This window comes from Allobosea sp. 05L423, from assembly GCF_056397745.1.
Window position 1 is genome coordinate 69,391 of sequence record NZ_JBFTOA010000020.1, and the last position, 12,645, is coordinate 82,035.

At 65.9% G+C, this 12,645-nt stretch carries 12 protein-coding genes; 5 read left to right on the forward strand and 7 right to left on the reverse strand.

The window, feature by feature from the left end; translation table 11 throughout:
- Positions 1-27: 27 nt before the first annotated feature.
- The 6 genes from AC1DNE_RS26245 to AC1DNE_RS26270 form a co-directional block, all read right to left on the reverse strand.
- Entirely contained in the window at positions 28-861 is an 834-nt protein-coding gene (locus AC1DNE_RS26245; RefSeq protein WP_441469039.1) for an ABC transporter permease, read from the reverse strand.
- Positions 858-1,682, reverse strand: coding sequence for an ABC transporter ATP-binding protein (locus AC1DNE_RS26250; protein WP_441469040.1), 825 nt, complete (start codon positions 1,680-1,682; stop codon positions 858-860). The genes AC1DNE_RS26245 and AC1DNE_RS26250 overlap by 4 nt, the downstream gene beginning before the upstream one ends.
- Before the next feature lie 4 nt (positions 1,683-1,686).
- Complete coding sequence (locus AC1DNE_RS26255; protein WP_441469041.1) at positions 1,687-2,700, reverse strand: ABC transporter substrate-binding protein; 1,014 nt, start codon at positions 2,698-2,700, stop codon at positions 1,687-1,689.
- Positions 2,701-2,857: 157 nt separating this feature from the next.
- Positions 2,858-3,310 carry a deaminase gene (locus AC1DNE_RS26260; protein WP_476803680.1) on the reverse strand — a complete coding sequence of 151 codons (453 nt, stop codon included), beginning with the start codon at positions 3,308-3,310 and terminating at the stop codon, positions 2,858-2,860.
- A 2-nt stretch (positions 3,311-3,312) separates the two neighbouring features.
- Entirely contained in the window at positions 3,313-4,341 is a 1,029-nt protein-coding gene (locus AC1DNE_RS26265) for an ABC transporter substrate-binding protein (RefSeq protein ID WP_476765252.1), read from the reverse strand.
- Between the two features lie 14 nt (positions 4,342-4,355).
- Positions 4,356-5,726 carry an amidohydrolase gene (locus AC1DNE_RS26270; protein WP_476765253.1) on the reverse strand — a complete coding sequence of 457 codons (1,371 nt, stop codon included), beginning with the start codon at positions 5,724-5,726 and terminating at the stop codon, positions 4,356-4,358.
- A 485-nt stretch (positions 5,727-6,211) separates the two neighbouring features.
- Here AC1DNE_RS26270 and AC1DNE_RS26275 point away from each other — a divergent pair, with 485 nt between their 5' ends.
- From AC1DNE_RS26275 to AC1DNE_RS26295, 5 genes are all read left to right on the forward strand, one after another.
- Positions 6,212-7,255 (forward strand): ABC transporter substrate-binding protein, encoded by a 1,044-nt coding sequence (locus AC1DNE_RS26275; RefSeq protein ID WP_476765254.1) that lies wholly within the window; start codon positions 6,212-6,214, stop codon positions 7,253-7,255.
- A 26-nt stretch (positions 7,256-7,281) separates the two neighbouring features.
- Entirely contained in the window at positions 7,282-8,148 is an 867-nt protein-coding gene (locus AC1DNE_RS26280) for an ABC transporter permease (protein WP_476765255.1), read from the forward strand.
- Positions 8,145-8,891 (forward strand): ABC transporter ATP-binding protein, encoded by a 747-nt coding sequence (locus AC1DNE_RS26285; RefSeq protein WP_476765256.1) that lies wholly within the window; start codon positions 8,145-8,147, stop codon positions 8,889-8,891. The genes AC1DNE_RS26280 and AC1DNE_RS26285 overlap by 4 nt, the downstream gene beginning before the upstream one ends.
- A 26-nt stretch (positions 8,892-8,917) precedes the next feature.
- Entirely contained in the window at positions 8,918-10,267 is a 1,350-nt protein-coding gene (locus tag AC1DNE_RS26290) for an LLM class flavin-dependent oxidoreductase (protein WP_441469048.1), read from the forward strand.
- A 270-nt stretch (positions 10,268-10,537) separates the two neighbouring features.
- Positions 10,538-11,566: an ABC transporter substrate-binding protein gene (locus tag AC1DNE_RS26295; RefSeq protein ID WP_476765258.1), complete on the forward strand. Its 1,029-nt coding sequence runs from the start codon at positions 10,538-10,540 to the stop codon at positions 11,564-11,566.
- A 227-nt stretch (positions 11,567-11,793) separates the two neighbouring features.
- Here AC1DNE_RS26295 and AC1DNE_RS26300 read toward each other — a convergent pair.
- On the reverse strand, positions 11,794-12,645 hold an 852-nt coding region (locus AC1DNE_RS26300), incomplete at its 5' end, for a 2-hydroxyacid dehydrogenase (RefSeq protein ID WP_476841274.1).

Consider the following 12,645-nt stretch of genomic DNA (forward strand, 5'->3'; position numbering starts at 1 on the left):
GAGCCTCTCCACGTTTGGGCCGGAGCGTCAGTGCGCGTTGGCCGGCTGCCAGCGCACGATCAGGCGCTCCAGCAGGGTCACGGTCAGGAAGAACAGCATCGAGAAGCAGGAAGCGACGATGACGGTCGCGTAGAGCAGAGCCGAGTCGAAGCTGTAGGTCGCCTGGATGATCAGCGCGCCGATGCCGACATTAGAGCCGATCCATTCGCCGACGATCGCACCCACGACCGAGGTCGAGGCCGAAATCTTGAGCGCGGAGAACAGATAGGGCAGCGAGTTGTAGAGCCGGAGCTTGAAGAAGACTTCGCGCTTCGAGGCCGAGAGCACGCGCATCAGCTCCATCGCCTGCGGATTCACCGCCTCGAGCCCGCGCACCATGTTCACCAGCGTTGGGAAGAAGCAGATCAGAGCCGCAATGGCGATTTTGGGTTCCATGCCGTTGCCGAGGAGCAGCACCAGGATCGGTGCCTTGGCCACGACGGGAATGGTGTTGATCAGCACCACCGTCGGGAAGAAGGTTTCCTCGAGCGTCTTTTTATGAACGAAGGCGGTCGCGATGACGATCGCGACGATGTTGCCGAGCAGAAAGCCGGAGAGGGCCTCGATCGCGGTCGGAACAAGGTTCGACAACAGGATGCCGCCCTTGCCGACGAGCGTCTGCGCCACCAGCAGCGGCGAAGGCGCGACGAACGGTGGAACCTTGAACAGGTAGACCAGCGCGGCCCAGATACCGAGGAAGATGGCGATGCCGACGAAGGGCAGGATGCGCCGGCGCAGTTGCGCGTGGCGCCGTGCCCGGCGGAAGCTCTCCTCGGCATCGGAAATGGTTTCTTCGTGCGAAATCGCGGTGGCAAGCGTCATTCCGTGCCTCCCAGCGCTGCGCGTAGGACTGTGGCAGTGCGCATGAATTCCGGCGTCTCGCGGATCGCGAGCGTACGGTCCCGCGGGAGGTCGATATCGACCAGGGACGCGACGCGGCCGGGATTGGCGGCGAGCACCAGGACCTGCTCGCCGAGGAAGAGCGCCTCATAGACCGAATGCGTGACGAAGAGGATCGTCGTGCCGGTCTCGCGCCAGATGCGGCGCAGCTCCTCATTCAAACGATCGCGCGTGATCTCGTCGAGTGCGCCGAAGGGCTCGTCCATCAGCAGGAGCCGCGGTCCGCCGAGCAACGCGCGGGCGATCGAAACCCGCTGGCGCATGCCGCCGGACAATTCGTGCGGAAAGCTGCCTTCCCAACCCTCCAGTCCGACCAGCTTGAGCAATTCGCGCGGGGTCGGCATGCCCGGAGGCAGGGGCGGCCGCCCGCCGACCTCGAGCGAGAGCTCGACATTCTGCAAGGCCGTCCGCCAGGGCAGCAGGGCGGCATCCTGGAAGACGAAGCCGAGCGCGCGCTGGAGCCGCGCCTGTTGCGGGGTCTGGCCCAAGACCGTGATCTGGCCCGAGCTGGGCGGGATCAGATCGGCCACCACCCGCAGCAAGGTCGACTTGCCGCAGCCGGAGGGGCCGAGCAGGCTCAGGAAGCCGCCGCTCTCGACTGAGAAGCTGACATTCTCCAGCGCGGTAACGGTGCGCCGCTCGGTGACGAAGCGCACCGAGAGGTTGTGACAGCCGACCGCGGTGCTCCCGGCCGGGCGCGATGCATCGGTCTGGCGCGGTTCCATCGTGGCGAGCGCGGCCATCGGATCAGCCGATCCGCGGCCGCGTATCGGCTGTCATCCTGAGGACGTCGGCCGTCATAACCTCCGAAAGCTTGGGGGTGCGCTTGGCGAACTGCCCCAGAGCCGCATAGAGGTCGATCTGCTGTTGCCAGACGATTGGGTCCATGGTCCCCCAACCTTCCGCCTTGGTCTGGGGACCGAAGGAGAAGGACAGCATCACGTCGAGAGCCACCCGCTCGTCCGCTGCGACCAGATTGGGGTATTCCTTGACCAGCAGCGCAACCGCCTGATCGCGATTTTCGTAGGCATAGGCCCAGCCTTTGGCGGTCGCGCGCAAATACTTTGCCAGCAAATCGCTCTTTGTCTTCACCGTATCGGCGGTGGCATAGTAGGGCAGTGCGTAGAGCTTCACCCCGGCATCCCAGAGCGACATCCCAACCCGGTCGGCGCCGAGGACCTTGAGCGCGGTGGTGTTCGTCTCCCAGCCGGTCACGACATCGACCTGCCCGGTCAACAGCGGGGTCATTTCCGCGCCGATCGGGACGATGGTGACGTCCTTCTCCGGTATCTTGTTATGAGCCAGGAGCGCGCGCAGCAGGATGATACCCGTCGACTGGATGCCGACCTTCTTGCCGATGAAGTCCTTCGGCTCGCGCACCGGATTCTTCTTCAGTGAATAGAAGGTGTAAGGGTGCTTCTGGCAGCCGGCTGCAAAGCAGACGACCGGGACATCCTGCGAGGCGGCCAGCATCAGCGAGGGGCTCGACGACACCTGGCCGACCTCGAAACGCCCGCTGGCGACGACGGCGACGCCATCGACATTCGGCCCGCCGGGCTGGATGCGCATATCGATGCCTTCGGCATCGTAGTAACCAAGCGCCTTGGCACAGACCTCGCCGATCTGATTGCCGCCTGCGATCCAGCCGAGCTGCATATTGACGATCGCGTTGCCTTGGGCTTCGGCTTCGATCGAGAGCAACGGAGCGGAGAAGGCGGCGGCACTGGCGCCACGCAAGAAATTGCGTCTGTCGAGCGGCATGATGATAGTCCCCTCAATGTGGCGGTTACCGCCTTATCGGGGAACTAGATCACTATCTGGCGTACTCAGATATCACAAAATTTCGTTCAACGCGTTGCCGTAATAAGATCATGCACAAGCTGGCGGCAACTGCCTTGGCGGTGTGCAGGGCGAACCCTCATCTGTCGGTGGCTGCAGCGACGTCGACATGCCGTATGGCGACGCCGCCCTCCTCCAGAATCACGACGGAGCGGACGAAGGCATGCCCCCATACCGGATCCTCGAATGCGGGCGGCGGCGTCTCGACGCAGATGATGCCGGCATCGACGATCGCGCGGGCGCAATCGATGCACGGAAAGAATGTCGTCGTCAGCGTAGCTCCCGCCGTCGCGATACCGCGCCGTGCGGCGGTGAAGATCGCATGGCGCTCGGCGTGCTCCATCCACACGAAGCGACCGTCCCCCTCGTGTCGCTCGGGTCGATCCTGCACCCCGGCGGGGAAGGTGTTGCACGCGCCGATCACCGTGCCGTCGCTTGACCGAAGGACGGCACCGACCTGGCGCACCCGGTTCGGGCTTTCGCGCGCGGCTTCGAGCGCCGCACGCATGTTCGCGTCCGGGGTGCTGCCCATGGTCAGCCCAGCCGCGGGCGCGAGTCTTGCGTCAGCGCAAGTATGTCCGGCGTGTACACCTCGTCGGCCGAAGGAACGCGCGCGGTGAACTCACCCAGCTCCCGGAACAGGTCGATCTGGTCCTGCCAGAGCTTCTGCGACATCGCTCCCCAGCCCTGTGTCCGGGTCGTCTCGTCATAGGCGAAGGTTATCAGCGATTTTGCGGTCGCCATTGCATTGGCAGCGTCGAGCTCGGGCTGGTTCTCCAGCAGGTAGGCGACGGCCTGCTCGACATTCTGATAGGCAAAGGCCCAGCCCTTGGAGCTGGCGCGCACGAAACGCGCGAGCACATCCTTGTGCTTGGCCAGCGTCTCGACCGTCGCATAATAGGGGAGTGCGTAGAGGCGAACGCCGCAATCCCACAGCCCGAGTTCGATCCTGTCCGGGCCGACGGCAAGCCCGTTCGACATCCAGCCGGTCGCGACGTCGACCTGCCCGGTGAGCAGCGGCGTCAGCTCGGCACCGATCACGGTGATCTTGACGTCGCTTTCCTGCAGGCCGTTCCGGAGCAGCATGCCGCGCAGCAGCGGTCGCGCCGTCGCCTGGATGCCGACGCGCTTGCCGACCATATCCTGCGGCCGGCGAACGGGCGCCCGCGGCAGGGAGAAGAATGTGAACGGGTGCCGCTGCAAAGCCGAGGCGAAGCAGCGCAACGGGATGCCCTGAGACACTGCGAGCAGCAGGGAGGGCGAGGACGAGAGCTGTCCGACATTGGCCCGGCCGGACGCGACGATGGCGACACCGTCATTGCTAGGACCGCCCGGCTGCATCTTCAGCTCGATGCCCTCGGCGTCGTAGTAACCGAGCTTCATCGCGGCGATCTCGCCGAGCTGGTTGTTGCTCAGCCGCCAGCTGAGCTGCGCGTTCACGACATCCTTGCTGGCGGCGCGAGCGACCGAAATGCCCAGGCCTCCACCCGCTAGGGCAAGGCCGGAACCCAGGAGCTCGCGCCGGCTTGGGCAGAAGATGGGTTGACCGGAGATCCTGTTCATCGTTGCTCCCTAGCTCAGGACAGGAAGGGCCGTGCGGGCGGAATGGCGTGCCCGCCACTCATCTCAAGTGGCGGCAGGCCGACATGCGCTGCCAGCCGCGCAGCCGCTGCGCGCACCCCTGCGACGGCGGCGCCCATATCGGCATGAAGGGGGGCGCCGTCACGGGCAACGACGCGACCGTCGACGATCGTGGCACGAACATCGCGGGTCGTCGCGCTGAAGACGAGCGAGGTATAGACATCGTAGAGCGGCTGCATATGCGGCTGATCCGTCCGGATGATCGCGATATCGGCCCTCTTGCCTCGCTCGAGGGAGCCGAGCTCGTCAGCCATTCCGATTGCCCGCGCCGCGCCGATCGTCGCCATCTCGACCACGTCGCGCGGCGGCATGGCCGCATTGTTCAGCGCCATCAGATTGGCGACCTTGGCGACATAGCCAAGCTGACCGAGGGTATCGATTCCATTGCCGCTCATCGGCCCATCCGTGCCCAGCCCGACGGCAACGCCGGCGCGGCGCAGCTTCGCTGCCGGCGCGACGCCTTTTCCGGCCTTGATGTTGGCGACCATGTTGTGGGCGACGCTGATGCCGCCCCTGGCCATGATGGCGATGTCGTCGTCGTCGACGAAGATGCAATGCGCGGCGATGAACACGCGATGCGAGAAGCCGAGCGCATCGAGATGAGCGATCGGCGTGAGGCCGCGCCTCTCGCGCAGGCGCTGCGCCTCCCACTCGAATTCGGAGACGTGCATGGTGACGCTGCAGCCGCTCCGATCGCTCAACCCCACGATCGCGGCCAGCGCCTCGTCATCCAACGCATAGGGCGAATGCGGCGAGAGGATCGGTGTGACGAGGCGATGGCCGGCCCAGTCGCCGAGCCAGCCTTCCGCGCGCCGGAGCCCGGCGCGCCAGTCGGGCGAATCCGGCGTGCGCTGGTTCATGATGGTCTGGCCGATCAGGGCGCGCAGGCCGACCTTGTCCGCGGCAAGGGCGCGTCGCTCGGGATAGGTGTAGCTGTCGACGACGCAAGTCGTGCCGGCGACGACCATTTCGATCGCACCCAGGGTCGCCCCCGCCTCGACCAGATCGCCATCGACCATGTCGCGCTCCAGCGGCCACATGAAGCGCTCCAACCGGTCCGGCAGGCCCTCGCCGAGGCCACGAAACGGCGTCATCGCGAAATGACAATGGCTGTTGATCAGGCCGGGGATGACCAGCCCGCCCTCGGCGTCGATCTCTTGCCCGGCTGTGAAGCCTTCGGCGACCGAGGCCGGTCCGGCAGCGGCAATCCGATTGCCGGAAATCACCACTGCACCGCCGACATGGACCGAGAAACCGCTGTCCATGCTGACAACATGGCCGTTGCGAATGATCAGATCGGCTTGCATGCCCCGCCCCGGCAGATACGGCGCGCCCAAGGCGGCGCGGCGTGACGGAAGCCTAGCGCTGCCGTAGCGTGCCGGGAAGGCATTGATTTTAGCTCCAAATGTACTGATTTCGGCAACGTGCCCATTGGAGAGCCAGATGCCTTCGAACTGGCCGGCGTGCTCCGGGAATCGTGGACAGTGATCTGGCTCCTGGGATCTCCGTGTCGATTGTCGCCCGATCTCGACAGCGCCCTCACCGGGGGCCGCCATCGTGCCGTCGTCGGACATCGCCAAAAAACCCGCCATGCATCAGATCGAAACCCGGCCACGGAACCGCGGCGGGCCAATTCATTCCCGAAACCACCCTTCGGTTTGGAACGTTCTTCGCATCTGCGTCGTATATTAAAAAGAACGTTTGTTTGACTTAACGAACGTTTCCTTTGCAGAATTTGACGATCGCCGCGTCTTCGGGACGCCGCACGGCAAATACTGCGAAAGGGACGGATATGGTCAGCGCGACCGATCTCGCGAAACGCTTCGATGCCAGCCGCCGGACCCTGCTGAAGGCGTCGCTGGCCCTGCCGCTTCTGGCTTGCGCGGTTGGCGGGGCAGCGGCGCAGGACGCCCTTCCCAAGGAAATCCCCGCCGGCACGAAGCTGGTTGTCGCCGATCAGAACGAGGCGCTGCAGACGCTGATCCGCGCCTCGGGCGTGCAGGCCAAGCTGTCGAGCAACGTCACCTACGCCAATTTCCTTGGAGGCCCGGCGATCCTGGAGGCCTTCCGCGCCGGCGCGCTGGATCTCGCCACCGTCGGCAATACGCCGCCGATCCAGGCGCATGCGGCGGGCGAACGGATCCCGATCGTCGCCGCGCGCGTCTCCTCCGAGACCGATTACTTCCTCGCCGTCCGTCCCGGGCTGAAGATCAACAGCCTCGAGGAATTGAAGGGCAAAAGCATCGCCTATGGCGAGGGCACTGGACGCCAGCCCTTCGTGCTGAACGCGCTGAAGCTTGCCGGGCTGACCCGCAAGGATGTCAAGCTCGTACCCCTGAGAGCCGCCGACTTTCCGGATGCGATACGGACCGGCCAGGTCGATGTGGCCGCGCTCAACGAACCGCATTTCTCTCGCTACCTCGCCGACTTCGCCGATCGCGGCGCAAGCGCGCTGCCGAAGGAGCAGAATGACCGGCTTCCCAAGAGCCTGACCTACCTCTACGCAAGCCAGAAAGCTCTCGATGACCCGGCAAAGGCCGCAGCGATCCGCGAATTCGTTGCTGGCTGGATCGACGCCAGCCGCTGGTCGCACAAGAACGTCGACGCCTGGGTCGACGCCTACTACGTCAAGCGCCAGAACCTGAAGCCGGCCGACGGCCGCAAGATCGTCGAGTCCGAAGGCGACTTCCAGTTTCCGCTGCTGGCCGGCCTGATCGCCAAGCAGCAGTCGCTGATCGACGTGATCCACGAGGCGGGCGATCTGCCGAAGCGGCTCGATGCGCGCGAGGAGTTCGACCTGCGCTTCGACGAGGTCATCGCCGCCAAGACCAATTGACGCGCCGGTCGGAACGGATGGACGCCATGAGCCTGATCACCTACGCCACCGGGTTTCAAGCCGGCGCGGAAACCGGCGGGCATTCTGCGGGCTCGGCCGGAACCCAGGCGCCGCGGTCGCCGCAACTCGCGCCGTCGCGGCTGCCACCGGGCGGAATCCTGTTCGGCCCGATCGCATTGGTCGCCATCTGGGAACTGGCCTCGAGCATCGGCTGGCTTTCCCCGAAATTCCTTGCCGCGCCATCGACCGCCGTCCTGACGGGCATCGAGCTCCTGAGCAACGGCACGCTCGCCGACCACTTCCTCGCCTCGGCCCAGCGCGCCTATCTCGGCCTCGGCATCGGAGTTGCCCTTGGCCTTGCGATGGCGCTCGCGGCCGGCCTCAGCCGCATCGGCGAGGCCTCCCTCGACGGGCTGGTGCAGATCAAGCGTGCCGTGCCGACGCTGGCCCTGATCCCGCTCGCCATTCTCTGGCTCGGCATCGGAGAGGCAATGAAGATCGCGCTGATCGCCTCCAGCGTGCTGGTGCCCATCTACATCAACACCCATGCAGCGCTGAGAGGCATCGATATCCGCCATGTCGAGCTCGCCCGCAGCGTCGGGCTTTCCCGCGGAGCGTTCCTGCGTGAGGTCGCGCTGCCCGGCGCGCTGCCGGGCTTCTTCACCGGCTTGAGGCTCGCCGTCACCACCTGCTGGACGGCGCTCGTCGTTCTCGAGCAGATCAACACCACCGAGGGTATCGGCTATCTGATGAACCGCGCCCGCGACTACGGCCAGACCGATGTCATCGTCGTCGGCCTCGCGATCTACGCCATCCTTGGCCTCGGCTCCGATTTCGCGGTCAGGTTCTGGGAGCGCCGGGCGCTATCCTACCGCAAGGCGCTGGCGTCATGAACGCCTCGGCCCATCCCCTCCGCCTGACGCACGGCCATGTGCCCGCCGCCGTCAGCCTGTGCGGAGTCACGCGCCGCTTCTCGGGCCGCACGGTGTTGAGCGACGTTTCACTCGACTTCGCGCCAGGCGAGTTCGTCGCGCTCATCGGCAAAAGCGGTTCGGGCAAGAGCACGCTGTTGCGGGCCCTGGCGGGCCTCGACGACGGCGTCGAAGGCGAAGGCCGGATCGGCGTGCCCACCGATCGTTCGGTGCTCTTTCAGGACTCCCGGCTGCTGCCCTGGAAGACTGTGCTGCAGAATGTCGTCTTCGGCCTGCGCGCGGTGGATGCGGACGAGCGCGGCCGCTCGGCGCTCGCCGATGTCGGGCTCGGCGGGCGCGAGGACGCCTGGCCGAATGCGCTCTCCGGCGGCGAACAGCAGCGGGTGGCACTGGCGCGCTCGCTGGTGCGCCAGCCGCGCCTGCTGCTGGCCGACGAGCCCTTCGGCGCACTCGACGCACTGACGCGCATCAGGATGCATGAGCTGCTCTTCCGCCTGATCCGCCAGCATCAGCCAACGGTTCTGCTGGTCACCCACGATGTCGACGAGGCGATCAAGCTCGCCGACCGCGTCCTCGTGATGGAGGCTGGCCGCATCATTGTCGACCGGCCCGTCATTCTGGCGCATCCGCGCCTCAAGGATCCCAATTTTGAGGCCTTGCGCGGCGAATTGCTCGCAGCGCTGGGCCTCTCAGACGCCGTCTAGACCTCACCGAGCAGGATTGACCCGCCATGGCACGCGAACTTCACCTCAATCTCTTCATCAACGGCCGCGGTCACCACGAGACGGCCTGGCGCCATCCCGCCTCGACGAAAAAGGCACTGAGCGATCTTTCCTATTACCGCGATCTCGCGCTTGCTGCGGAAGCGGCAAAGCTGGACTCGATCTTCTTCGCCGACCAGCTCGCTCTCGGCGACGAGCTCGCTCACGCAGCGCGCGGGGAGCTGGAGCCGATCACGCTGCTGGGCGCGCTCGCTGCGCTGACCGATCGGATCGGGCTGATCGCGACGGCATCGACCACCTACAACGAGCCCTACAACCTCGCGCGCCAGTTCGCGTCGCTGGACCACATCAGCGGCGGCCGCATTGGCTGGAACATCGTCACGTCCTGGGCTCCGGGCGCGGCCGCCAACTTCGGTCAGGTTTCCCAGGTCGGTCTCGACCAGCGCTATGCACGCGCCCACGACTTCGTCGAAACCGTTTCCAAGCTCTGGGACAGCTGGGCCAGGGACGCCATCGTCGACGACCGCGAGCGCGGGATCTACGCCCTCCCCGATCGCGTCCGGCGCGCCGGTCACCGGGGCAGCCATGTCAGCGTCGCGGGAGCGCTCAACATCCCGCGATCGCCGCAGGGCCGCCCCGTCTTCGTTCAGGCCGGCGCCTCGACCGACGGCCGTGCCTTTGCCGCGCGCTACGCCGAGGCCATCTTCACCGCGCATCTGGACAAGGAGAGCGCGATCGCATTCTACGCGGACATCAAGACGCAGGCGCGCGCTGTCGGCCGGAGTCCCGACCAGATCGTCATCCTGCCCGGCCTCAGCGCCGCCATCGGCTCGACCGAGGCGGAAGCGAAACGAGTCTGGGAGGAGCTGAACGAACTCTCGCATCCCAGCGTCGGGCTCGCCAGGCTGTCGAGCCGCTTCGGCGGCCACGACTTCTCGCATCTCGAGCTCGATCAGGTTCTGTCGGTCGACGATTTCCCCGATCCCTCGCAAGTCCAGGCCTCGCGCAGCCGGGCCCAGTCGATCACCGCGCTCGTCGCGCGCGAGCGGCCGACATTGCGCGGTCTGCTGCACAGCCTGGCCGGAGCACGCGGCCATTTCACCGCAACCGGGACACCCGAGCAGATCACCGACATCATCGAGGACTGGTTCACGTCGGGTGCAGCTGACGGCTTCAACGTCATGCCGCCGATCCTGCCGGCGCAGTTCGACATCTTCGCGAGCGAGGTCGTGCCGCTGCTGCGCAAGCGCGGTCTGTTCAGAAGCGAATATGGCGACGGGACGCTGCGCGACCGACTGGGCCTCGATCCTGTTCCCAGCCAGTTCGACCCGCCTGTGCCGGTGAAACGCTCAGCCTGAGCGCCACACCGTCCGGCCCTCGACAGACGGCTGTACCGTTCCTGTCTCGCGCAAACCTGCCCGACGACCGAAGCCGTTATGGCCGACAGCCCCTCGCGCCGGCCAATCGCTACGCCTGTTGGCGAGAGAAGTCTGTTTCCGCATCGCATGGCCGGGGCAGCGCTTTCATTCTATCCCGGCATCGCGATTTGGAAGCAATGCCCCCTACTCCGGTGCGATAACGCGGAGTTGCTGCCTCGGCCCTGAGGTCGCGCGGAAGCGGAACCTGAGATGATCGACCGTAGAACCCTGCTTGCTCTGGCGGCCGGCTCCGTGGCCGGGATTGGCCCCGGCTTCGCCCAGGGCGCCACCCTGCGCATCGGCTACGTACCGGTCATCGGAGCGAGTGCCTTGTTCGTCCTCGCCGGTGACGGCTCGGCACGGGATGCCGGCCTCGATCTGAAGCTCAACAAATTCGACTCCGGCCCGAACGCCATCCAGGCTTTTGCCTCCGGCACGATCGATATTCTCGTCATCGGCGTCGCACCGGTTGCGGTGGCTCGTTCCCGCGGCCTGGACACGTCCGTCATCGCAGCCGCAGCGGTCGGCGGCACGGCCTTTATGGCCGGCCCGAACCTCGCCAAGGCCTTCGCCGAGAACGCCAACGATCCAGCCAGGGCCTTCGCGGCGTTTCGCGTCGCGACGGGTCGCAAGGCAAAGCTCGGCACGCTTCCGCCGGGCGGCGTGCCGACCGTTGCCCTCCACCACTGGCTCTGGAAGATCGGCAAGGTCGACCGCGCCGATGTCGAGATCGTCAACATGGGCATCGAGGTCGTTCAACAAGCCATGCTGACCGGTGCCGTCGACGGCGGCACGCTGCTCGAGCCCTCGGCCACCCTGGTGTCCGAGCGTGACCCGCGCATCAAGCGCATCGTCAACTCGCCGGACATGTTCCCGAACATTCCCGGCGTCGTCGTCGCAGCCTCCGGCGCTCTCATCAAGAACCAACCGGAGGTGGCCGAACGCTTCGTCGGGCTTTTCCATCGAGCGACCGAGCGGATTCGCAACGAGCCGGCCAAGGTCGCCCCGTTCGTGCTTGCTGCTCTGGGCGGCGACCTGGTCGCCGAGGCGACGATCACGCGAGCACTCGCCTCGCCAGCGGTGAGCTTCGTCAACGACCCCGCCCAGATCCGCAAGGCGACCGAGGAGCTGCTGGCTTATCAGGTGGAGCTCGGCGATTTTCCTCAGGCGCCAGCGTTGAGCGGCCTGTTCAATCAGGCCCTGTACGAACGCGGCGTGCAGACGGCGGTGGTGCGCTGAGTACCACGACTGGCGAGAGCGTGCGCCATCGATCGGCCTGACGCAGGAAAACCGCCACGGCCGTGCCGATCACCTGCGCCTGGAATGGCGCGCATACGAACGGCACATCCGCTTCACTCCTGAATGCGTCATGACGGGACATTGGACCATCGCAAGCAACGGGACATTCACGTCCCGCGCCTCGGGGTGGCGTTTCGACCCGTTCCTGCCATCGACAGCGTCCGCTTTCACACCACCAGATCGCGCTCTGGCACCGGCTCGCCGCGCGAAACACGCGCCATGTTGTCGAACATGCGCTTCACCGTCGGCACGAAATTATCGGCGGCCATTGCCGCAAGGTGCGGAGTCACCACGAGATTGTCGAGCGTGAGCAACTCGCTGTTGGCCGGCAGCGGCTCGATTGAGAACACGTCCATGGCCGCGCCGGCAATCTCCCTCGCCTTCAGCCCCGCGATCAGGTCGGTCTCGTTGACGACACCGCCGCGCGCGACATTGACCAGCACCGCCGTCTTCTTCATCGCCTTCAAGGCCGCCAGATCGATCAGGTCGGTCGTCTCCGGCGTCAGCGGACAATGCAGCGAGACGACGTCCGCCTGTGCCAAAATCTCCGGCAGCGACGCATGCCGGACACCGAGCGCGGCTTCCGTCGCCGCATCGAGCGGCTGGCGCTTGCTGTAGAGGATGGTGCAGCCGAAGCCCTTGAGCAGCTTCGCCAGGCTCTGGCCGATCGCGCCGAAGCCGATGATGCCGACCGTCTTGCCCGAGAGCATGAAGGTGTCGCCCGGCAGCTTGCCGGTGGCCCAATGCCCCTGCTTCAGCTCGGCATTTCCATAAGCGATGAAACGCAGCGCCGAGAGCGTGAGGCCCAGCGCGAATTCGGCGACCGGCACGGCATTGGAGCCAGTCGTGCGCGCCACCGTGATGCCGAGTTCCTTGGCTGCGGCGATATCGATGTTGTCGTAGCCGACGCCCCATTTGTGCAGCAGCTTCAGCTTCTTCGCCGCCCGCAGCACATCGGCCGAAACGCCGACCTGCCCGGAGATCGCGTAGTCGGCCTCCGCGATGATCTCCTTCATGTG

Bases quoted from the DNA above. Each gene is read 5' to 3' on its own strand.
- AC1DNE_RS26280 (WP_476765255.1), top strand. From the start codon at position 7,282: ATGAGCCTGATCACCTACGCCACCGGGTTTCAAGCCGGCGCGGAAACC.
- AC1DNE_RS26265 (WP_476765252.1), bottom strand. From the start codon at position 4,341: ATGAACAGGATCTCCGGTCAACCCATCTTCTGCCCAAGCCGGCGCGAG.
- AC1DNE_RS26250 (WP_441469040.1), bottom strand. From the start codon at position 1,682: ATGGCCGCGCTCGCCACGATGGAACCGCGCCAGACCGATGCATCGCGC.
- AC1DNE_RS26255 (WP_441469041.1), bottom strand. From the start codon at position 2,700: ATGCCGCTCGACAGACGCAATTTCTTGCGTGGCGCCAGTGCCGCCGCC.
- AC1DNE_RS26290 (WP_441469048.1), top strand. From the start codon at position 8,918: ATGGCACGCGAACTTCACCTCAATCTCTTCATCAACGGCCGCGGTCAC.
- AC1DNE_RS26245 (WP_441469039.1), bottom strand. From the start codon at position 861: ATGACGCTTGCCACCGCGATTTCGCACGAAGAAACCATTTCCGATGCC.
- AC1DNE_RS26285 (WP_476765256.1), top strand. From the start codon at position 8,145: ATGAACGCCTCGGCCCATCCCCTCCGCCTGACGCACGGCCATGTGCCC.
- AC1DNE_RS26270 (WP_476765253.1), bottom strand. From the start codon at position 5,726: ATGCAAGCCGATCTGATCATTCGCAACGGCCATGTTGTCAGCATGGAC.
- AC1DNE_RS26260 (WP_476803680.1), bottom strand. From the start codon at position 3,310: ATGGGCAGCACCCCGGACGCGAACATGCGTGCGGCGCTCGAAGCCGCG.
- AC1DNE_RS26295 (WP_476765258.1), top strand. From the start codon at position 10,538: ATGATCGACCGTAGAACCCTGCTTGCTCTGGCGGCCGGCTCCGTGGCC.
- AC1DNE_RS26275 (WP_476765254.1), top strand. From the start codon at position 6,212: ATGGTCAGCGCGACCGATCTCGCGAAACGCTTCGATGCCAGCCGCCGG.